Annotated in this window: 19 protein-coding genes and 1 tRNA gene; 11 read left to right on the forward strand and 9 right to left on the reverse strand. The window is 62.1% G+C overall.

Features of this window, described 5'->3' with window-relative positions; translation table 11 throughout:
* The first annotated feature begins 32 nt into the window (after window positions 1-32).
* The 6 genes from VEJ16_00655 to VEJ16_00680 all read left to right on the forward strand — a co-directional run bounded on the left by VEJ16_00655 (window position 33) and on the right by VEJ16_00680 (window position 4,680).
* Complete coding sequence (locus VEJ16_00655) at window positions 33-482, forward strand: (2Fe-2S)-binding protein (GenBank protein HYB08162.1); 450 nt, start codon at window positions 33-35, stop codon at window positions 480-482.
* A 16-nt stretch (window positions 483-498) separates the two neighbouring features.
* On the forward strand, window positions 499-2,646 hold the full coding sequence (locus VEJ16_00660) for a xanthine dehydrogenase family protein molybdopterin-binding subunit (protein ID HYB08163.1): 2,148 nt from the start codon (window positions 499-501) through the stop codon (window positions 2,644-2,646).
* A gap of 187 nt (window positions 2,647-2,833) precedes the next feature.
* A tRNA-Thr gene (locus tag VEJ16_00665) sits at window positions 2,834-2,908 on the forward strand.
* Window positions 2,909-3,017: 109 nt separating this feature from the next.
* A complete protein-coding gene (locus VEJ16_00670) occupies window positions 3,018-3,518 on the forward strand; it encodes a hypothetical protein (GenBank protein ID HYB08164.1) in 501 nt (166 codons plus the stop codon).
* A 54-nt stretch (window positions 3,519-3,572) separates the two neighbouring features.
* Entirely contained in the window at window positions 3,573-4,121 is a 549-nt protein-coding gene (locus VEJ16_00675) for a hypothetical protein (GenBank protein ID HYB08165.1), read from the forward strand.
* Window positions 4,122-4,245: 124 nt separating this feature from the next.
* Window positions 4,246-4,680: a GFA family protein gene (locus VEJ16_00680; GenBank protein HYB08166.1), complete on the forward strand. Its 435-nt coding sequence runs from the start codon at window positions 4,246-4,248 to the stop codon at window positions 4,678-4,680.
* A 53-nt stretch (window positions 4,681-4,733) separates the two neighbouring features.
* Here VEJ16_00680 and VEJ16_00685 read toward each other — a convergent pair whose 3' ends face one another.
* The 8 genes from VEJ16_00685 to VEJ16_00720 form a co-directional block, all read right to left on the reverse strand.
* Window positions 4,734-5,288 carry a thioredoxin family protein gene (locus VEJ16_00685; GenBank protein ID HYB08167.1) on the reverse strand — a complete coding sequence of 185 codons (555 nt, stop codon included), beginning with the start codon at window positions 5,286-5,288 and terminating at the stop codon, window positions 4,734-4,736.
* 53 nt (window positions 5,289-5,341) lie between these two features.
* Window positions 5,342-6,226, reverse strand: a complete 885-nt coding sequence (locus tag VEJ16_00690; GenBank protein HYB08168.1) for an SMP-30/gluconolactonase/LRE family protein — start codon at window positions 6,224-6,226, stop codon at window positions 5,342-5,344.
* A 51-nt stretch (window positions 6,227-6,277) separates the two neighbouring features.
* Window positions 6,278-7,351: a sn-glycerol-3-phosphate ABC transporter ATP-binding protein UgpC gene (gene ugpC, locus VEJ16_00695; GenBank protein HYB08169.1), complete on the reverse strand. Its 1,074-nt coding sequence runs from the start codon at window positions 7,349-7,351 to the stop codon at window positions 6,278-6,280.
* Window positions 7,352-7,444: 93 nt separating this feature from the next.
* Window positions 7,445-8,281: a carbohydrate ABC transporter permease gene (locus VEJ16_00700; GenBank protein HYB08170.1), complete on the reverse strand. Its 837-nt coding sequence runs from the start codon at window positions 8,279-8,281 to the stop codon at window positions 7,445-7,447.
* 25 nt (window positions 8,282-8,306) lie between these two features.
* Window positions 8,307-9,239 carry a sugar ABC transporter permease gene (locus tag VEJ16_00705; GenBank protein ID HYB08171.1) on the reverse strand — a complete coding sequence of 311 codons (933 nt, stop codon included), beginning with the start codon at window positions 9,237-9,239 and terminating at the stop codon, window positions 8,307-8,309.
* A gap of 59 nt (window positions 9,240-9,298) precedes the next feature.
* On the reverse strand, window positions 9,299-10,651 hold the full coding sequence (locus VEJ16_00710) for an extracellular solute-binding protein (GenBank protein ID HYB08172.1): 1,353 nt from the start codon (window positions 10,649-10,651) through the stop codon (window positions 9,299-9,301).
* 269 nt (window positions 10,652-10,920) lie between these two features.
* Window positions 10,921-11,691, reverse strand: a complete 771-nt coding sequence (locus VEJ16_00715; protein ID HYB08173.1) for an SDR family oxidoreductase — start codon at window positions 11,689-11,691, stop codon at window positions 10,921-10,923.
* A 36-nt stretch (window positions 11,692-11,727) separates the two neighbouring features.
* Complete coding sequence (locus tag VEJ16_00720) at window positions 11,728-12,498, reverse strand: aldolase/citrate lyase family protein (GenBank protein ID HYB08174.1); 771 nt, start codon at window positions 12,496-12,498, stop codon at window positions 11,728-11,730.
* Window positions 12,499-12,885: 387 nt separating this feature from the next.
* Between VEJ16_00720 and VEJ16_00725 the strand changes: the two genes are divergently transcribed.
* Window positions 12,886-14,292 carry a DUF5939 domain-containing protein gene (locus tag VEJ16_00725; GenBank protein ID HYB08175.1) on the forward strand — a complete coding sequence of 469 codons (1,407 nt, stop codon included), beginning with the start codon at window positions 12,886-12,888 and terminating at the stop codon, window positions 14,290-14,292.
* Between the two features lie 185 nt (window positions 14,293-14,477).
* Window positions 14,478-15,767, forward strand: coding sequence for a 4-aminobutyrate--2-oxoglutarate transaminase (gene gabT / locus VEJ16_00730; protein ID HYB08176.1), 1,290 nt, complete (start codon window positions 14,478-14,480; stop codon window positions 15,765-15,767).
* A gap of 101 nt (window positions 15,768-15,868) precedes the next feature.
* On the opposite strand, the gene VEJ16_00735 is transcribed toward gabT, so the two are convergent.
* A complete protein-coding gene (locus tag VEJ16_00735; GenBank protein HYB08177.1) occupies window positions 15,869-16,711 on the reverse strand; it encodes an aldo/keto reductase in 843 nt (280 codons plus the stop codon).
* Between the two features lie 252 nt (window positions 16,712-16,963).
* Between VEJ16_00735 and VEJ16_00740 the strand changes: the two genes are divergently transcribed.
* The 3 genes from VEJ16_00740 to VEJ16_00750 all read left to right on the forward strand — a co-directional run bounded on the left by VEJ16_00740 (window position 16,964) and on the right by VEJ16_00750 (window position 21,431).
* Complete coding sequence (locus tag VEJ16_00740) at window positions 16,964-18,547, forward strand: flavin monoamine oxidase family protein (protein ID HYB08178.1); 1,584 nt, start codon at window positions 16,964-16,966, stop codon at window positions 18,545-18,547.
* A 394-nt stretch (window positions 18,548-18,941) separates the two neighbouring features.
* Window positions 18,942-20,207, forward strand: a complete 1,266-nt coding sequence (locus VEJ16_00745) for a branched-chain amino acid ABC transporter substrate-binding protein (GenBank protein ID HYB08179.1) — start codon at window positions 18,942-18,944, stop codon at window positions 20,205-20,207.
* Window positions 20,208-20,531: 324 nt separating this feature from the next.
* Window positions 20,532-21,431, forward strand: a complete 900-nt coding sequence (locus VEJ16_00750) for a glutamine amidotransferase family protein (GenBank protein HYB08180.1) — start codon at window positions 20,532-20,534, stop codon at window positions 21,429-21,431.
* The last annotated feature ends 1 nt before the right edge of the window (window position 21,432 follow it).

The following is a 21,432-nucleotide window of genomic DNA, read 5'->3' on the forward strand; positions in this document are numbered from 1 at the left end:
CTTCGATCGATCGTATTACAGGAGACGCCGCGGTGGCCCTCCGTCTCAAGGTGAACGGCCAGGATCGCGAAGTCGACGTCGATCCGAGCACGCCACTCCTCTGGGTTCTGCGCGACACGCTCGGAATGACGGGAACCAAATTCGGCTGCGGCGTCGCCTATTGCGGTGCGTGCACCGTTCACATAGACGGGGAAGCGACGCGGGCATGCGTCACACCCGTTTCCTCGATCGAAGGCAAATCGATCACGACGATCGAAGGGCTCTCGCCAGACGGCTCGCACCCCGTGCAGGCCGCGTGGATCGCGGAGGACGTACCCCAATGCGGCTACTGCCAGCCGGGCATGATCATGGCGGCTGCAGCACTGCTCTCGAAGTCGCCAAGACCGAGCGACGCGGAAATCGACGACGCGATCACCAATGTGTGCCGCTGCGGCACATATAACCGCATCCGCCGCGCGATCAAGCGCGCCTCGGGCGTCTGAGCGCGCACGCATTGCCATGACCGACGCGACAACCCTTTCCCGCCGCCGGTTTTTGAAGTCGACCGCCGCCGCGGGTGGGCTCATTCTCGGCTGTCGGGTCGCTTTCGGCTGGCGCGGGGCAATGGCCGCGGAGGGAACGGAAACCTCGATGAATGCCTGGCTAAGGATTGCGCCCGACGATACGGTTACGATACTCGTGGCGCATTCGGAGATGGGCCAGGGGGTTCTGACGTCCCTGCCCATGCTGATCGCCGAGGAACTCGAAGTCGACTGGCGCAAAGTGCGCACCGAAATGGCGCCAGTCGACCCGGTCTACACGGACCGCGCTCTGGGCTCGCAAGGAACCGGCGGCAGCACGAGCGTATCCGACTCCTTCGACGGTTTGCGGCTGGCGGGCGCTCAAGCGCGCGAGATGCTCCGCGCTGCCGCCGCGTCGCGCTGGCGTGCGCCGATTGGCGAATGCGTAGCCCGAAACGGCCAGATCGCGCATACGCCAACCGGGCGGGGGCTCCAGTACGGCGCGCTTGCGGAAGCCGCGGCGAAACTCGAACCGCCCGGGCACATCGCGCTCAAGAGTCCGAGGGACTGGACCCTGCTCGGCAAGTCCAGCCCTCGCCTCGACACACCGCCCAAGGTGACGGGTGCTGCGACTTTTGGCGTCGACGTGAAAGTGCCCGACATGCTCGTCGGAACCGTCGCGGCTTGCCCTTATTTCGGCGGCAAGCTCAAATCAATCGATGAAAAGCCCGCTCTCGCAGTTCGCGGTGTCCATTCCGTCGTCAAGCTCGACGCCGCAGTGATCGTGCTCGCCGACGGCTATTGGCCGGCGCGCAAGGCAATCGATTTGCTTAGCCCGCAATGGGATCGCAGCGCCCTGACGGATATGTCGAGCGAGCGCATCGGCGCCAATCTCCGCGCGCTGCTCGATGGAGATGGGGCGGTCGCTCACAGCTCCGGCAGCGTGCGCGCCGCCATGCAGGCGGCGGCGCAAAAGGTCGAGGCCGTCTACGAGGTGCCCTACCTCGCGCACGCGACGATGGAACCGATGAACGCGACCGTGCGCCTTGGATCGGATGGCGCCGACGTTTGGGCGCCGACGCAGTTCCAAAGTGCGACGCGAGACTCCGTGGCCGGTTTGTTCGGCCTTGAGCCTGCACGGGTCCGCGTGCATACGACGTTCCTAGGCGGCGGCTTCGGCCGCCGTTCGGAGGTCGATTTCGTCCTCTACGCCGCGCACGCCGCGAAGGCCAGCGGGCGACCGGTCAAATTGATCTGGTCGCGCGAGGAGGACATGCAGCACGATTTCTATCGCCCGACGGCGATGGCGCGCCTTCGCGCGGGACTCGATGACGCCGCTCGCCCGATTGCGTTCGAGGCGAAGCTGGCGCTTCAGTCGATCCTTTCCCGGGTGTTTCCGGGGGCCGTGAGTGGAGGCGTCGACCCCGTCGCGATCGACGGCATCGCCAGCATGCCATACGCGGTGCCCAATCGCCTCGTCGAATACGCTATGGCGCGGGAGGGAGCGCCCGTCGGGTACTGGCGCTCGGTCGGAAATAGCCACAATGCCTTTTTCGTCGAATGCTTCGTCGACGAGCTTGCGCACGCGGCAGGACGCGACCCCATCGAATTTCGACGCGCACTGCTCGCGGATTCGCCTCGCCATCGCGCCGTTCTCGACAAGGCGGCATCGGCGGCCGGATGGGGGAAAGCGCTCCCTCAGGGACGGTTTCAGGGTGTCGCGATCCATGAGGAGGCGGGCACGATCGTAGCACAAATCGCCGAGATATCCGTCGAACAGGGTAAGATGCTTCGCGTTCACAAAGTGACGTGCGCGCTCGACTGCGGGGTTGCGATCAACCCGAGCACAATCGAGGCACAGATGGAGAGCGGAATCGTTTTCGGCCTGACGGCGGCACTCTATGGCGAAATCACGCTCGAAGGCGGCCGCGTCGTGCAATCCAATTTCGACAGCTATGAAATGCTGAAGCTGGCCCAGATGCCGGCGGTCGATGTCCATATCGTCGAGAGTGGTGCCGAGATCGGCGGCATCGGAGAACCGGGCACGCCGCCGATTGCACCGGCGGTGACGAACGCGATTTTCGCGGCGACCGGCAAGCGCATTCGCCAGCTTCCCCTGGCCAAGAGCGGAATCGCGGGAGCCTAAAACTTGGCCGGAGAAGATTGAACCACCCTTCCCCCCTTCGATGAAGTGGAAGGCGCGCTTGCCAGACGCGGCGGGTTACTTTATTTCTCTCCGCCGGCCCTGTTCGGCCGGGCTCACCGCGGGCCTCGCGAATTTTGGATATGCGAGTGTCCGATCGGGTTTAGAATGAAAGAATAACCAGATTGCTGCCGCCGTAGCTCAGTGGTAGAGCACGTCCTTGGTAAGGACGGGGTCGAGTGTTCAATTCACTCCGGCGGCACCATCAAAATCATTCGCCAGGCGCCAAGAATCCCTCATTCGGTCAAAAGGGGCTTTCCAATAGGCTACGATGCAAGCCACGGCAGACGGTTGCTAGCTCGCGAGGACATGCCATGAAGATGCTACATAACGCGCGGGGAACGACCTTTGAAGACTTGGCCCCGGGTTCTGTCTTTCGCTTTCCATTCGAGGGCCGATTCATTACCGCGCTGAAGATGAGAGACCCCAAAGACGGCAGTGGTTGTGCCCTTGTGCTTATCTCGAATCAGAAAAACTGGCCCCGCTTTCACATCTTCATTCCGAAAATCGCACTGGACAGGCCGGAAGTCGTCGAACTGCTCGATGTTTCCGTCAAGCCCGTCGGCGATGCTGTTCCTGGACCTGGACCTGGGAGCGTTACGGAGCCCGGCGGGATCGAGCTTAGGGAAAATAAATTCTTTTTGGTGATTCCGACACCTAAAGGCCAAAGCCGGCGCGTCAACCTCGAGTCAGGCGACATTGTGCTCGATGTGCCGGGCACCGTGTTGGAGATACATCGCGAGTGGGAACTCGTGCAGACGATCAACGGAGAGACCGTGAGCTTGTATCAGCATATGGCGCTGCACGCTGAATGACGTCGTCTCGCGGCCGCGACGCGCCAACGCCTCGTGCGCCAGGAGCCCGGCACCATGAGCGAAACGCGACACGGGATCAAGATCAACCGCGCACCGGTGCTCACCCTTTGGGCGGCTGTCGTCGCCGAGCGTCTCGGCTTCGATTGGGACGAGGCCCTTACCCTCGGACGGGCCGTGGCCGGCCTCAACGCACATTCCAAGGGCGTGCGGTTGGGGCTTTTCACGCCGACGCCGAAGGACGTCAAGGAGGCGAAGCGCAAGGCGGCCCCCGGCAAGGAGCTGCACATCGATCTCCTCGGGCGTGCGGTGCCTGCCGCACACACGCCCGACGGAATTCGCGCGCTAAGCAAGGACCGGCCGACTTCGCCGGCAAGCGTGGAACGCTATCTCGAGAGCAAGTTCGGCGAAGCCTACGCCGAGGCCCGCGATGCCATGCGGAAACTCGCGAAATCCATACCGCCCGGCCGCCTCGCCACGGACGCCTTCCGCCTTTATGAAAAATTCAGGCCGAGCGTTCCGGCCGGCGTAACCGGTTGGGGTGCCGCCGGCCACCTCGATCTCGACGCGATCAGGCGATTGGCCGAGCGTAACAAGGACGACTGACCGTAGGGCGCGCCGGCCGCACGGTCATCCACCTTCGCTCGACACGCTCCCCATCGGGTTGCCTATCGCGTCGATAGGGGGCAGCATGAGCGGGCCAATGGATTTTCGACGGAGGGGGATGGTCATGACCGACATTCGTCGCGGCAGGTGCCTCTGCGGCGCGGTTCGCTTCGGCGCGCAAGGCAAGCCGGATTGGGTCGCGATCTGTCATTGCGAGAGTTGCCGCCGCGCCACGGGGGGATTCGTGGCCGCGGTCGCGGGTTACCCGCGCGAGCGCGTGCAATTCGAAGGCGAGCCGCGTCAGATCTACCAATCCTCGCCCGGCGTGCATCGCGGATTCTGCGCAAAATGCGGGAGCAGCCTGAGCTACGAAGGCGAGCGCTGGCCCGGCGATGTTCATCTTCACGTCGCCGCGTTCGAAAGCCCCGAGGATTTCCAGCCCCAGGTCCACGTGTTCGCGACCGAGTGCGTGAACTGGCTCAAGATCCGCGACGGTCTTCCCCGCTTCCGTACCTTCCCAAGCGAAGGAACGTTGCTGCCCCCAACTTCCGAGACTTAGCGTGGTGGATTTGAAGTTCCTGTAATTTTGGTTGCCCGCCATCTGGGCCGGCCCTAATCGGTCTTCCACTTGATGGAGCAACCGGTCGACGGAATTTGCAGAGCGGGTGCGGCACCGTTCCCGGCGATCGCCCGCATCGCCTCGACCAGCTCCCGGCGCGCGCCCGCCGGCGGTGGATCGATGCGGCCCTCATCCAAGCGTCCGCGGTATTTGAGCTTGCGCCCGGCGTCGTACCCGAAGAAATCGGGCGTGCACACGGCGCCATAAGCCCGCGCCGCCGATTGGTCCTCATCGTGAAGGTATGGAAATGTGAAGCGGTGGGCCCGCGCGAAGCGCTTCATATTGTCGAAGGAATCGTCGGGGTAGGCGGCCGCATCGTTCGAGCAGATTGCGGCAAAGCCGATGCCCTCCGCCATGAGAACGCTTGCATCCGCGACCAAGCGGTCGATCACCGCCTTCACATAGGGGCAGTGATTGCAAATGAAGACGATCACCGTACCTTTTTCGCCCGCGACATCGCTCAGCGCATAGGTTCTGCCGTCCGTGGCGGGAAGGCGAAACGCGGCAGCGGGCGAGCCAAGTTCGACGCTTGCGGATGATGCGGCCATGGCGGCTCCCTCCTATGATATCCAGCCACGCCCGAGCCTGGCCGGCGGCGATTTCAACCGCGATAGCGCGGCTCGGGTATTCCCTTGACCCCCGGCCTTACGGCGAAGAGGCTGCCGGCGAGGGGCTGGTCCGTAAGATCGGCCGCCGGCGGCCGGATCGAAGTGACGTAGATCGTGTCCAGCTCCCGCCCTCCGAAGGCCGGCATGCTCGGCTTCGCGATCGGCAGCGGGATACGAAGATCGATCTTGCCCGCCGGCGTGAATCGCACAAGCTCCCATCCGTCGTTACCGGCCATCCAGTAGCAGCCATCGGCGTCGCAGCACCCCCCGTCCGGCCGTCCGGGCATTCCGCGTGTGTCGACGAACACCCGGCGGTTGGCAATTCTGCCCTCGGCAACGTCGAAATCCCAGGCCCAGATCGTTCGCACCGAAACATGGGAGTCGGAGTGGTAGAGGGTGCGGCCGTCGGGGCTGAATGCGAGGCCGTTCGACACCACCAAGCCGTCCACGACAGCCTCGCAGCGCCCATCCGGATCGAGGCGATAGAGTGCGCCCTCCTTGCGCCGGGGGTCGGACGGATCGCGCATCGTGCCGACCCAAAATCGGCCCGCGGGATCGCAGCGCCCGTCGTTCATACGGTTGTCCGGCTTATCCCGCTCGGGGCTGGCGACGGGCCGCATGCCGCTGCTCGACGGGTCGAAGCGATAGATTCCCGACTTCAACGCGACCAGGATCCCGTCGTCTTCGCAGAGGGCGAAGGAGCCAATGGGCTCGCCAAGCTGCCACGCACGATTTTCCCCGCTCGCCGGATCGAAGCGATTGAGCTTGCCCTCATAGATGTCGACCCAATAGAGCGTTTGACTGCGCCCGCACCAAACCGGGCACTCGCCGAGTGCCGCCCTGATATCGAGCACGCACTCGACCGGATATTGCGCCATCGAATCCCCTGCTGTGCTTTCGAGCCTTGCGGTTGAGCCGGACTCCCGTCGTCAGTTGAGAAGTTTCCCGCTACCGGAGTCGAACAAATTGGCCTTTGCGACCTTCGGCCGAAGATGAATGATCTCGCCCGGCTTGAAGTCGTAGCGCTCCGCGAACACGGCGCAGACTTGGACGCCCGCGAGCTTGCCGTATATGTACGTCTCGGCACCCGTTGGCTCGACGACGGCCACCTCGGCCGGAATGCCCTCCCCTTCGGCGACCACGTCGAGATGTTCGGGTCGCGCGCCATAGACGACCTCTTCGCCGTTGCGGGCCGCGACATCGGCGCTGGCGGGAACGCGCACGCCATCCGCTGCCTCGACCCAGGCCTGCCCGCCCTCGCGACGAAACGTCCCCTTGATGAAGTTCATCGCCGGCGATCCTATGAACCCCGCGACAAAGAGATTGGCGGGCTTGTCGTAAAGCTCGAGCGGGGTTCCGATTTGCTCGACGCGACCGTCATGCATCACGACGATCCGGTCGGCCATGGTCATGGCCTCGACCTGATCGTGGGTGACGTAGATCGACGTGGTCCGAAGCCGCTGATGGAGTGCTTTGACCTCGACGCGCATTTGGACGCGGAGTTTTGCATCGAGATTCGAGAGCGGTTCGTCGAACAGAAAGGCCTGTGGATCGCGCACGATGGCCCGCCCCATGGCGACGCGCTGGCGCTGGCCGCCTGAAAGTTGGCGCGGAAAGCGATCGAGATAACCCATCAGCTCGAGAATGCCCGTCGCCTGATTGACCCGGCTCGTGATCGTTCCCGGATTGGCGCGGCGCATTTTCAAGCTGAAGGCCATGTTTTCCCACACCGTCATGTGGGGATAGAGCGCGTAATTCTGGAACACCATGGCGATATCGCGATCCTTGGGCGGCAGGTCGTTCACGACCTTGTCGCCGATCGCGATCTCGCCGTCGGTGATCTGCTCCAGACCCGCGATCATGCGGAGGAGGGTCGTCTTTCCGCAACCCGACGGGCCGACGAGCACCACGAATTCCTCGTTCGCGATGGAAATGTCGACGCCATGAATGACTTCGACATTGCCGAAGGTTTTCGTCACACCATTGATCTCGACCGATGCCATATCGCTTTCTCCGAAATACCCCCAAACTTCCCGGGGCCACGACGGGGGCCGGTCCGCATTCCGACCCTTGGACCCAATCCATTTCTATCGCTCTCAGCCCTTTAACCCAGTCAATGCCATGCTATCGACAATGCGCCGGCGCAGAAGGAGAAAGACGACCAGCATGGGCAGGACGCTGATCACCGATCCCGCCATGAGCTTGCCGTAGTCGGCGCTGAATTTGAACTGGAACGCGGTCAAGCCCACTTCCATGTTGAAATAGAGCTGGTTGTTCACGACGAGGAGGGGCCAGATGAACGCACCCCAAGCCTGGATGAACGCGAATATCCCGATGGCACTCAACGCCGGTCCCGAGAGCGGGGTAATCACGCGACCGAGAATCCACCATTCCGACGCACCGTCGACGCGCGCCGCCTCGAGCAGCTCGGTCGGTACCGCCGATGATACGTGCTGGCGGAGCAGGAAGATGCCGAAGCTCATGATCAGGTAGGGCAGGATGAAGCCCTGATAGGTATTTATCCAGCCGATCGGGATGAGCTGGATATAAAGCGGCACCATGTAGCTCTCGGACGGCACGATCGCCGTTGCAATGATGAGCATGAAGAGGAACGTTCGACCCGGGAAACGGTACTTGGCGAAGACGGCCCCCGCCAGCACGGAGGTCACGGCCACGCTTAACGTGGCGACGGAGGAAACGCCCAAGCTGTTCAGGAAGAACCGCCCGAAGGGGGCCACGACGAACATGCCGGTATAATTGTCGAGCGTGGGCGCTTGCGGCAAAAGCTGCGGCGGCCAGACCGCAATCTCCGTCGGCGGCTTGAACGAAGTCGCCAGCATCCACAGCATCGGCAGCACCATGAAGAGGGCGCCGACGAGCAGCACGGCGTGCACGCACAGGACGAGTATCCGCATGCCGAGCGACGTTCGCATTGGCCGTTCCGATGAGCGTCTCGTCTTACACCTCCTGCGAACGGGCGAAGCGGAACTGGATCAACGTGAAGCCGAGCACGATGAGCGTCAGCGTCACGGCCTCGGCGGAGGCATAGCCCATTTTGAAATACTGAAAGGCGTTCTGATAGATATCGAAGACGAGAACCCTCACCGCGTGGCCGGGTGCGGCCTGCGAGCCGAGCGTCATCACATAGACTTGCGTGAACACGTTGAAGGCGTTGATCGTAGCGGTCACGAGAACGTAAAGCAGGATCGGCTTGAGCAGCGGAAAGGTCACGAAACGGAATCGTTGCCAGGCGGAAGCACCATCGAGATTGGCCGCTTCCATGTAAACCGCCGGAATATTGCGGATCCCGACCATGAACAGCACGAGGTTGTAGCCGAGCACCTTCCACACGCTCATGATGATGAGCGCCCAAAGGGCGATGTTCGGATCGGTGAGCCAGGCGATGGGGCTGATCCCGAAGAGCGAGAGCGCATAGTTCAGGATGCCGTAGTTGTAATCGTAGATCCATTTCCAGGCGATAGCCATCGGAACCAGCGGCGTGATCACCGGCAGGAAATAGACCGTCTGGTAAAACACGGACAAGCGGCTCTTGCGTGCGAGGAACACGGCGAGCGGCAGCGCCAGCAGCGTGCTGAGGACGACCGTCGAGATCGAATAGATGGCCGTATTCTTGAGCGCCACCAGAAAGTTCGGGTCTTCGAAGAGACGATAATAATTGGCAAGGCCGATGAAGGGCTTGCGCGCTCGAATGAGGTTCCAGTCGTAGAAGCTGAGGACGACGCTCCACACGATCGGATAGACCCGGGCGTAGGCGAATATGGCGAGAACCGGCGCCAAGGCGACATAGCAAAAGAGGATGGTGCGCCAGTTACCGCCGCGCGACAGGCGCCACACCCTCCTTCGCTTACCCTCGATGGCGTAGGCGGTCATGTTCGGACTCTCGGCCGACCCCTCTCGACCTGACTTATGTCAGGTTCCGGCGAGCGCGCTTACGTCGTTCCGTAGAGGTTGGCGTCCTTCAGAAGGTTGTCTGCCTCGACCGCCATCTCGTGGATCGTATCCGCGACCTTGGTCGGATTGCCGTTCAGGCTTGGATCGACGTAAGCCTTGACGAGCCGGTCCGCCATCTTGGTCTGAATCTCGTCCCACGGGCCGAGGATGGGTTCCACGTAATAATCCATGTCCTTGGGCGGCGAGACGAAAACGCCGAACTGCGGGACCTTGTCGAGGAGCGGCTTCCAGTCGACATCCTGCCGTTCGGAAACCCACCCCGTCATCGTGGTCAGGCGCAGTGAATTCTCTTGATTGGTCACATATTGGACGAACTCCCACGCCGCGTCCTTGTTGTTGCTCTTGCCGTTGACATAGATCGGCCAGGGCTGGAGCAACATCCGGTTCGGGCTCGAGGAGGTCCATTTCGGAATCGGCGCCGTAGCGTAATCGAGCGACGGATTCTTCTGCTGCACCTCGCCGATCACCCATGCTTCCCGGAACAGCATGGCGGTGGCGCCGGAGGCGAAGGCGTCCGCATCGTGCTGTACCTTCGGGTCGTCGATCTTATATTTTTGCACCGCATCGACGTAGAACTGGAGGGCACCACGGCCCTTGTCGTTATCGAAATTGTTGTGGTACTTGCCGCTCGCGGTTCTCTCGACGACGGACCCGCCGGCCCCTTCCAGCATATAGCGGAATTTCTCGGTGACGCCGCTGCCTTGGCCCGAGAGGCGCAGGCTGATGCCGCTGCGGGTCATTTTGCCCGAGGAATCCGTCTTGACGAGCTTTTGCGCCGCGGCGACGAGTTCCTCGAAGGTCGCCGGCGGATTGGCGATGCCGGCGTCCTTGAACATCGCCTTGTTGTAGAACATCGACGCCTTGCTGCCTTCCCAGATCGGCAGACCGTATGTCTTGCCGTTCACGGTGCAGAACTCGACCACGAACTTGTTCCACGCCCCGCTCTTGAGATACTTGTCGATGGCGGGCGGATTCGGTTCGATCAGGTTATTGTCGATGAAATTGTAGCTGATGTTGGTGCCGATATCGAAGATGTCGGGACCGGTACCGGTCGGCACGGAGGCCGATAATTTCTGCTCCGTTTCGCGCAGCGACGTTGTGAAAAACGTGAATTTGACGTTGGGATGCGTTTTGGCATAGTCCGCGGCGACCGCCTGGTAGAATGGCTGCACCTCCGGAAACCCGGTCCAAATGTCGAGCGTGACATCCGACGCGGCCTTAGCCCTACGTCCGTAACCGAGACCCCCGACGCCGACCAATCCCGCACTCGCGGCCATCTTGAGAACGGTGCGACGATTAAGCTTTTGACTGCTGGACTTTCCGATACCCATAGCCTCGTCCTCCCCGATTGAATGTGTGTTCTTGGATCGGTACCTCGTCACCTCGCCGGCTCCGCGAAGCGCCCCCGCGGCGGTTCTCCTTCCCTGCCACGTGAAAGTGGCCGCGCCGTTTACATTCGACTAATTTCCCGACGAGCCGCTTTGACCGCCCGGCGCCTCGACCGCATATTCAGTGCCTTCGGAACGGCGAATATCATCGGGCTTGCCATTCGGTATGTCAATCGACCCCCCGACCGACAGGCAGGCGAATTGCGCCCGACTTACGTTCCGACGATCAAGCCGCCATCCACGTAGATGGTGTGACCATTGATGTAGGACGCGGCGGCCGATGCAAGAAACACGGCGACGCCGCCGATCTCCTCGACCCGGCCCCAGCGCCCCAAGGGTGTGCGTTGCTTGACGAAAGCGTTGAAGGACTCATTCTCGAGAAGTGCCGTATTCATCTCGGTTGCGAAAAAGCCGGGGGCAATGGCATTGCAGGTAATGCCCTTGGGGCCCAGCTCGGCGGCAAGCGCCTTCGTGAGGGCAACCAGCCCGCCCTTGGAAGCGGCATAAGCTGAGATGGTGGGCCGTGCGATCGCCGGCCCGGCGACCGATGCGGTCAGGATGATGCGCCCGCTGCCGCGCTCCACCATCGACCGTGCCGCCTCACGCGCGAGCACGAAGCACGCCGTCAGGTTGGTGTCGATGATGCGGCGCCAATCCTCGGTTTCGAATTCCAAGAGCGGTCGCCGGTGCTGAATACCGGCATTGCCGACAAGGACATCGAGCCGGCCGTGGCGGGCGACGATATCGCCGATGGCCTTGGTCGCTGCCTTCTCGTCGGTAACGTCGAAGCACGCCGTATCGACCTCGTGCCCGGCCTGCCTCAGATCGGTCGCCACCTTGGCGAGATTTTCCGGTGTGCGCCCATTCACGATGACATGGCCACCGGCACGCGCCATCGCCGCCACCATGGCCTTGCCGAGGCCGCGTGTCCCGCCCGTCACGAGAATAACCTTTTCGCGGAGAGAGAAATTATCGTCATGCATAGCGCACCTCGGCTCGTTTCAAAATCGGACCGCGTGTCAAATCGACTTGAGGCCATCCATCGCCGCCCGAAAGGACGACGACAGCAAGATCACGTCCGTCGAATAGATGACGAAGCGAAAACCCTTTGCCATCCATCGGCGTGCCGCATCGACGGTCGTGACCAGGCAACCACCGGTCTTGCCGTGTGCCTTGCACGCGCCGATGACCCGATCGACCGCCGCGACGAATATTTCATGGTCATATTGACCGGGCACGCCGAGCGACACCGAGAGATCCATATGACCGACGAACGCCACGTCGACCCCCGGCGCCGAAGCGATCTCCTCAATGTGCTCGACCCCGCGCCCGGTCTCGATCTTCACCGCGATGAGCGTGCGCTCATCGGCAATTTTCATCGCCTCGGCGATATCGACGCCGGCGTAATCGTCATGGGCGATGCCGAACGCAACGCCGCGCACGCCGTTCGGCGGATAATGGCTGACGCGAACGATCGCCTCCGCCTGGGCGCGCGTCTCGACCACCGGGACCAGGAGGCCCATGGCGCCGCAATCGAGCGGGCGGACCAGGAGGTGATAATCGTGCCAGGGCACATTGACCATCGGCACGATACCGAGGCCGCGGCAAAGTGCTGTTTGTGCCTTGATTGTCGCGATGTCGAGGCACCCGGCTTCCTGGTCGTACATAATGAAGTCCGCACCGGCACCGGCGAAGATTTGCGGGAGCCCCGGGCTCGCGCATTCCATGATCATCGGCCCGAAAGCCGCTTCGCCGCGCATGAGCCGTTCGCGGACGGGATTGGTTCGCATGTCGGCCCTCCTCGCGGGTTTGTTGCATCGGACGGGTCGTCGCCTCGACAGGCGCTCTCATTTCAGGCGGATGCCAATGTGGCCGGTGGAAGCATGACTGATCACGGCGAAGCCTGTCGACTAATTTAGGAGGCAGTCGACGCAGCAGGCATCCAATAAGACCGCCATCGTCGTTACACCGCATAGGAGGTTTCGCGCATCCCCTATCGGGGGAGGTCGAAGAAAATCCTTGCTTTTTCTTCAGAGATATGTTCTTGATATGTTCCTTCGATTTCCCTCTCTTGTCGCACCTGCAAAAAGGCCCCAGATGAATGCCATCGGGGCCTTTGGAGCCGTCTCTCGCAAAACAGCCCGCTTTGCAGCGAGCCCAGCCACAAGGTAGCTATCATGAACTATGCACCTGAAGTCGCGACCCTTTTTGCGACGCTAAGTCAATCGGCCGGGCCGGATGTGGCCCAGGCGATCGAAACCCATGTCCAGAAGGCATCCGACCGCGAACTTTGCCGCATCAATCCGCTGGCATTCGCGACCAGTCATGGCCTCGATGCCGATCAGGTGATCGCGGCATTCCTTCATGCGGCGCATATCGGCATCTTCGAGCTTTCCTGGAACGTCTTTTGTCCGAGTTGCAGCGGGGTACTCGAGTCTACCGCTACCCTAAAGGCCATCAAGCGCGCTGAATATATGTGCGCCTTCTGCGATGCCAGCTACGAGCCGAAGCTCGATGAGGTCGTCGAAGTGACGTTCAGCGTCAGCCCGCGCGTGCGCCGGATTGCCGCTCATGATCCGCACTTGCTCCCCGTCTGGGAGTATTACCGGCAAATTTTCTGGAGTTCCGGCATCGATCTTCCCGACGACGCAAATTTCAGCAAGGTCATCGCCGAAGCCGTCCTGGATGCGGTCGAACTGCCGGCGGGCGGGAAGGCGATCCTGTCATTTCAACTGCCCGAGGCGCCGGTCATTTTGTGCGAACCGGTCGTGCACACAAGCCAATTCATCGCCGTCAAGGGGGATTTGGCCAAAGAGCGGCAGAATTTGAGCTACATCCTGACCAAGGAAATGGGACCCGTCGGTAAGGCGGAGCTTCATCCGGGCGCTGTCCGCATCGCAATCGAAAACCGGACCAACCAGCGCACGATTCCGACCGTGTGGATTGCCGGGGAGGCGCTGAACGCGCTCTTGTCGGCACGTCGGCCTTTCCTCACGGCGAAGCAACTTCTCACCAACCAGACTTTCCGCGACCTTTACCGGACCAACACCCTGGATGTCGATCAGCGGCTCAAGATCACGAGCCTCACCTTCCTTTTCACCGATTTGATGGACTCCACGGCACTCTACGATCGGGTCGGCGACCTCGCCGCATTCGATCTGGTGAACCAGCATTTCCGCGTCCTCAACGATATCGTCTCGAACGAGTCCGGAGCCGTCGTCAAAACGATCGGAGACGCGATGATGGCGACCTTCCCGACGCCCGACCGGGCCGTTACCGCGGCGTTGCGCATGCGCAACGAGATCCGCAAGCTCGATGAGGATTTATTGGTCAAGATCGGGATTCACGAGGGGCCCTGCCTTGCCGTCGTGCTCAACGAGCGCCAGGACTTCTTTGGGCAAACCGTCAATATCGCCTCGCGCGTCCAGGGGCTTGCCGATTCTCATGCCATTCTCGCCACCCAACCAGTGATCGAGAACGCCAAAGCGTCTCAGGTGCTCCGCACAAATGGGATCACCCCACTCGAGCAGAAGCGACCGCTGCGCGGCATCAGCGACCGGATACCGATCTACGAGATACCCTGATAGCCGCAACTTTTGGGACATGTGGCCTCCCTGCCGGCGCGGCACCGGCGGAGACCCTTAGGCGGGATTTTCTTGACCTGCTCGGCATCGATGCGCTCCATTACCGCGCAAGACAACGGGCCGTCGGCTCGCCTTTTTCAAGTTCTCATCCGGCGGAATCGGCGTCGGGCCAAGGAGAGGTGATCATGACTACGAACCACGAACTTTTGGAGCGGCGCAATAATGCGGTTCCGCGGGGTGTCGCAACGGCGACAGGCGTGTTCGCGGCGCGCGCGGAGAATGCCGAGGTTTGGGACGTCGAGGGTAAGCGCTACATCGACTTCGCAGGCGGCATTGCCGTGCTCAATACCGGGCACCGTCACCCGAAGGTCATGAACGCCATTCAAAAGCAGCTTGAGCGCTTCACGCACCCATGCTTTCAGGTCACCCCTTACGAGCCCTATATCGCGCTCGCGGAAAAATTGAACCGCTTGGCGCCCTGCAAAGGCCCGAACAAGACGATCTTCCTGACAACGGGTGCGGAGGCCATCGAGAACGCGATCAAGATCGCACGAGGTGCCACCAAACGTCCCGCCGTCATCTCCTTCGTCGGCGGCTTTCACGGCCGCACGCTCATGACAATGGCGCTTACCGGCAAGGTCGACCCCTACAAGAAAGGCTTCGGGCCGTTCCCGGGCGAGGTTTACCACCTCCCCTACCCCAACCGCTTCCATGACGTCTCAGCCGAGGACTCTTTGAGGGCGCTCGAGTTTCTCTTCAAGGCCGATGTGGAGCCGAGCCGCGTCGCGGCGATGCTAATCGAGCCCGTGCAGGGCGAAGGCGGCTTTTACATCGCACCCTTCGAGTTCCTTCGCGAGCTGCGGAAGGTCTGCGACCGGCACGGCATCCTGCTTGTCGCGGACGAAATCCAATGCGGCTTCGGCCGCACGGGCAAGATGTTCGCGATCGAGCATGCCGGCGTGCAAGCGGACCTCGTCACGATGGCCAAGAGCCTCGGCGGCGGCATGCCGCTCTCGGCGGTCACGGGCCGTGCCGAGATCATGGATGCGGTCGAGCCGGGCGGGCTCGGCGGCACCTACGCGGGAAATCCGGTTGCTTGTGCCGCGGCCCTCGCCGTTCTCGAGGTCTTCGAGGAGGAGAAACTACTCGAGCGCAGTACGAAGATCGGCGAGCGCGTCGTGCGACGGATGAACGAGCTTGCGGCGACCAACCGTTTCCCGTGCATCGGCGAAGTACGAGGCCTCGGCGGCATGGTCGCAATCGAGCTTGTCGAGGACCGCACGACGAAGACGCCCGCGGCGGCACTCACCAAACGCTGGGCGACGCAAAGCCTCAAGAACGGGCTTATCCTCCTGACGTGCGGCGTCTATGGAAACGTGGCCCGCGTTCTGGTGCCGCTCACCGCAAGCGACGCGATCGTTGAAGAGGGTCTCAAGATCATGGAGCGCTCCCTCGAGGAAGCCCTCGCCGCCTGAGCCTCTGCTTCTTTCCCGACCGCGCGCGGGTGAACGCTTCGTCGTTCCTTTCCGGGCAAGTGCATCGGCGCGCGGCCGCCGATGCCTGCCCGTGCGGGACATCACAGCATCGGCAAGCCCTGGCGGGCGCCACGCGGAAAAGCCCGGTCGATTTGCGCAATCTCGGCGGCGCTGAGCTTTAAGCCGTCGCCGCCCGCGTTCTCGACCACGTGCTCGACGCTGGCTGCCTTTGGAATCGCAAACGTTCCCTTATGGCGGATAAGAAAGGCGAGCGCCACCTGACGCGGGGTGGCGCCACGGGCGTTGGCGATTTCGGCGAGCACTTTGCCACCCGACGAGCGAGGGGCGGGAAAGTCTCCTTGGCCGAAGGGACTATAGGCGACGACGGCAACATCGTGCTTTTCGCACCACGGGATGACGCCGTGCTCGATCGCGCGCTCGCGCAAATGGTACAGCACCTGATTGCAGGCGACCTTCCCGGGGCCCGCGATCGCAAGCACCTCGTCGAGGTCGGAAACGTCGAAATTCGACACACCCCACGAGAGGACCTTGCCGTCGGCCTGCAAAGTCTCGAGTGCCGCGACGGTATCGGCAAGCGGATAGCTGCCCCGCCAATGGAGAAGGTAACAGTCGAGTCGGTCCGTCTTCAGTCGCTTCAGAGAGTTTTCGCAGGCCTCGATCGTGCCCTTGCGCGACGCGTTGCTTGGCAGAACCTTCGAGACGATGAACAACCCGTCGCGCCGGCCGGCGATGGCCTCGGCGACGATCTCCTCCGCCCGGCCAGAACCATACATTTCGGCCGTATCGATATGGGTCATGCCAAGATCGATTCCGCGGCGGAGCGCTGCAACGGCACTCGGACGGCGATCCCTTTCGATGTTCCAAGTCCCTTGGCCAACCGCGGCGACTTGCACGCCCGTGGCACCGAATTTCCGTTGTTGCATCGCGATACTCCCGTTCGCCGCGGGCTTGGGAGACACGGTAAAGATTGCAAGCCTCGCCCGAGCCCGAATCGTTATCTATCGCGTCTTGCGCGGAGATGCCAGGGTTGCACGGCCGGCTATGCCCTGGGATACCCGCGATCCCAATCATTCGCGGGCGAAGCTGCTTGCGACAAAGGCTCGAGGAAGGCCAAAATCGCGGCCCGAAGGCCGCCAAGTCGGGGCTGTCTGGAATTTTTACCGAAGAGTGCAACAGTGACGCAGTCCATCTCACGGCGGGGATTTATCGATCTGGTGGGGCGAATGGGGGGTGCCGCCGCGGTTTACGAGACCATGTCGGCAATGGGGCTGTTACGCGTGCCCGGGGCCTATGCGGGGCCACCGTCGCTAGCGCCGCATTCGGGACGCGGGACGCATGTGGCGATCCTGGGTGCTGGGCTTGCCGGAATGACGGCCGCCTACGAGCTGTCGCGCGCTGGTTACCGCTGCACCATTCTCGAGGCGCGGCACCGTGCGGGCGGTCGCACATGGACCCTCCGTCGGGGCGACCTGGTCGAGGAGGCCGACAGCCGACAACGATGCGGGTTTTCGCCAGGCGAAGAGATGTACCTCAACCCCGGCCCCGCGCGGATTCCGCAACATCACCAAGCATTGCTCGGCTATTGCCGACATTTTGGCGTCGCCCTCGAGGCGATGGTGAACGAGAACCGCAACGCCTTTTTTCAAAGCGATCAGGCATTCGGCGGCAAACCAATTCGCCAGCGCCAGTTCATCAGCAGCAGCCGAGGCTATATCGCGGAGTTGCTGGCGAAAGCGGTCAATCAACGCGCCCTCGATCAAGCGCTCAGCGAAGAGGACCAGCACCGATTTCTCGAAATGCTGCGCGAATTCGGCTCGCTCGACCGCGCATACGAGTTCAAGGGCTCGTCACGCCTCGGCAATAGCGAATGGCCGGGTGCCGGCGATCAGAAAGGCGTGCAGCTCGAGCCCCTGCCGCTGCCGGAGCTGTTGAAGCCGGTGTTCGCATACTTCCAGCTTAATTGGAGCGAGCTTATCGATTTCGCGCCGACGATGCTGCAGCCCAAGGGAGGCATGGACCAAATCGCCAAGGCTTTCGAGGCGCGGGTTCATCCCATGATCCACTACGGTGCCGAGGTGCTGGCCGTCAGGCGGGAAGGCGACGGTGTGCGCATCCACTATCGACGGGGTGCCGACAAGGCGCGTGAGGCGCTCGTGGCCGACTATTGCATCTGCGCCATTCCGTTGAGCGTGCTTCGCGGAATCGAGACCGATCTTTCGAGCGCGTTCAGGGAGGCGATCGCCGCACCCCCTTACAGTGCCGTGGTCAAGATCGGATTTGAGGCCAAGCGCCGCTTCTGGGAGGAGGACGAGCAGATCTATGGCGGTATCTCCTGGATCGACGACGACGTGACCCAGATTTGGTATCCCTCCACCGGATTCCACGCGAAGCGCGGAATTCTGCTCGGCGCCTATATCTGGAGCGACGAGAGGGCGGAGCGCATGGGGGCACTCAGCCCCGCCGAGCGTCTCGCGGCATCGCTCAAGAGCGGTGAAAAGCTTCATCCGGCCTATGCGCGCGATCTTGCCCGCGGCATCTCGGTTGCTTGGCACAAGATTCCCTTCAATCGCGGTGCTTGGGTCGAGTGGACCAAGGAAACGCGCGCAAGCGCTTATGAAACCCTCATCCGCGGCGAGCCGCCGGTCTACCTCGCGGGCGAGCACATGAGCTATGTGACCGCATGGCAGGAGGGCGCCATCCTCTCGGCCCATGCGACAGTCAAGGCGATCGACGACCGGGTGCGGGCCAAAAAGGCTTGATCTCAACTGGGGATTGTCGAGATTGTCGGCGCCGATAATCGCAAGCTGTCGCGATATCCGGCCCAGCAAGCAGAAGCCCATTGGAGCAAAAAGACGCCCGACCTGGACGCCCCCGAATTGGGCCAAGGCGCTCACTTATTCGCCAAGGCCCGAAACGATCCGTCTCGTCCGTAGTAATTCATCCAGGAACTTCGACCTGATCGCTCATTCCTCAATCGATCTCAGCGCACTCTTACGATGAGGGTCCGGCCGGCCTTGGGGACAAGCGCCCGGTAGCCAATTTCCCACAGTATTTCTGGACTTTCCCCCGGAAGGTCATCATCATTAGCGGTCGCTAATCTATAGGTATAAGCAGCAAACCGCTGCGGGGCATTTACGTACAGGGAGCTGGAACATGAACCACACTCAACGCAGAGCGGCGCTGACCGGCGCAGTCGGCGCAACTCTTGTACTTGCCGCCTTGGCCTTGGGCGGAATCCCTTCAATTCAGGCCGCCGATAAGAGCGTGACGATCGGTATCGAGCTTCCGCTTACGGGTGCCGATGCCGAAGGCGCCACCCGGATCAAATACGGCGCCGAAATGGCCATCGACGAAGCGAACGCCGCGGGCGGCGTGGCCGGATACAAACTCGACATGATGACCCTCGATAGCGGCACGGCATCGGCGGGCCAATACGATCCGGCGCAAGCCGCGACGAACGCCAAGAAGTTCATCTCAGACCCCAAGGTCGTGGCCGCAATCGGCCCCGAGATGAGCGGCGAGGGCAAGGCGATGTCGCCGATCCTCTCTTCCGGCGATCTTGCAACCGTGACACCGTCTTCGACCAACCCGGACATCACCGATCCGAAGTTTTCCGGGCAATATCGTCCGAAGGGCAAGGCCGTATATTTCCGCACCGTCACGACCGACGCCTTCCAAGGCCCGAACATGGCCAACTACATGCGGGACAACTTGAAGGTGAAGACCGTCTACATTCTGGACGATTCGGGTGCTTATGGCGTGGGCATCGCGAACGCCTTCGAAGGGCAGGCGAAGAAGATCGGCATGAACGTGCTCGGCCACGACCAGCTCAATCCGAAAGAGGCCGACTACACCACGATCCTGACCAAGATCAAGGCGCTCAATCCGGACGCCATCTATTACGGCGGCGTCGCTCAAGCGGGTGTCAAGGTCGTCAAGCAGGCCGCCGACGTGATGCCGCCCGCGATGATTCGGGCCGGTGGCGACGGCGTCTATGGTCCCGAATATCTGGGTGCAGCGGGCTTCCCGGCTGCGGACGGCTGGTATGCGACGATCGCATCGCCGCACGTCCTCGACGATCCCGCAATGAAGGCGTGGGTCGAGAAATACGCGAAGCGCTACGGCACGCAACCTGACGACTACGCGATCACCGCCTATGACGCCGCACTCGTCGTCATCGACGCGATCAAGCGTGTCGCGGCGAGCGGCAAGGAGGTCAATCACGCGAACGTGCGCGACGCAATCCAATCGACCAAACTGAAAACCCTACAGGGCGAGGTCGCGTTCGATGAAAATGGCGACATCGTCAACCGGGTCATCAGCGTGTTCCAGATCAAGCACGACAAGAACTTTCCTGACGACGACATGCTGCATCAATACAAGTACATCGGCGTGGCGCCGGCAACACCAGCAAGCTGAGTAGGCGAAAACGTCGTCCCAATGGGAACGACATAAGAGACGGGCCGGACACATGAGTCCGGCCCGTCTTCTTTTCGGGACATCCCTGCCCCACCTCGTTCCACCAAGGTCGCAAAAGACGAGCGTTCCGGACGAAATGCATCCAAGGACATGCGCGCCGAGCTACTCGCCAAGATCGATACCACTGGCTCTCGAAAGGTCGAGTGCAACCACAGGACGATTCGTCTTTCGATTTACAGGGCACCCCTGCTTCGCCGTCGTTGAAGCGGGTGAGCCTATCCGTTAGGCTCATCGCATCGGACCATTGGGGTGGTGGACAATCTTATGTGTGGAATCGTCGGGCTTTACTTGAAAAATCCGGCGCTCGAGCCCTCGCTCGGCCGCCATCTTTCCGCGATGCTTGCCTCACTCGGCGACCGCGGCCCGGACAGCGCAGGCTTCGCGATTTATCGCGATCCTGTCCCCGAGGGTGCGGTCAAATTGACGCTCTTCCATTCCGACGAAGATTACGACTGGGCGGAACTCACCCGTGCCATGGCCGCTTCCCTCGGCGTGGAGATCAAAGGTACCCCGCGCGCGAGCCATTTTGTCCTCATCGCCGCAACGGCGACCGAGACCGCGCGGCGCTGGATCGCCCTCCACCGCCCCGACGTTCGCATCATGGGCATCGGCCAGACGATCGAGCTTTACAAGGAGAAGGGTCTGCCGGCCGAGGTCGTGCGCCGCTTCAAGCTTGACGGCTTCTCCGGCTCCCATGCACTCGGCCACACGCGCATGGCGACCGAAAGCGCTGTGACGACGCAACATTCGCACCCCTTTTCGACTGGCCTCGATCTTTGCCTCGTGCATAACGGATCGCTCTCGAATCACAATCGCCTGCGCCAGTGGCTGAACCGCCGGGGTGTCGAATTTCAAACCGACAACGACACCGAGGTAGCGGCCGGATATTTCACCTACCGATTGAGCCAGGGGGCCTCGCTTGCCGAAGCGCTGGAGGCGGGTCTCGTCGATCTCGACGGCTTTTATACGTTTGCGATCGGCACGCGCGACGGTTTCGCCGTGCTGCGCGATTCGATCGCGTGCAAGCCGGCTGTGCTCGCGGAAACCGACGACTGGGTCGCGATGGCCTCGGAGTATCGCGCGATCGCGCATTTGCCGGGTGCCGATAGCGCGGCGATCTGGGAGCCGGCACCCGCGACCGTCTATAGTTGGACAAAGCATTGAG

It is taken from the genome of Alphaproteobacteria bacterium, assembly GCA_035625915.1.
GTDB lineage: Bacteria > Pseudomonadota > Alphaproteobacteria > JACZXZ01 > JACZXZ01 > DATDHA01.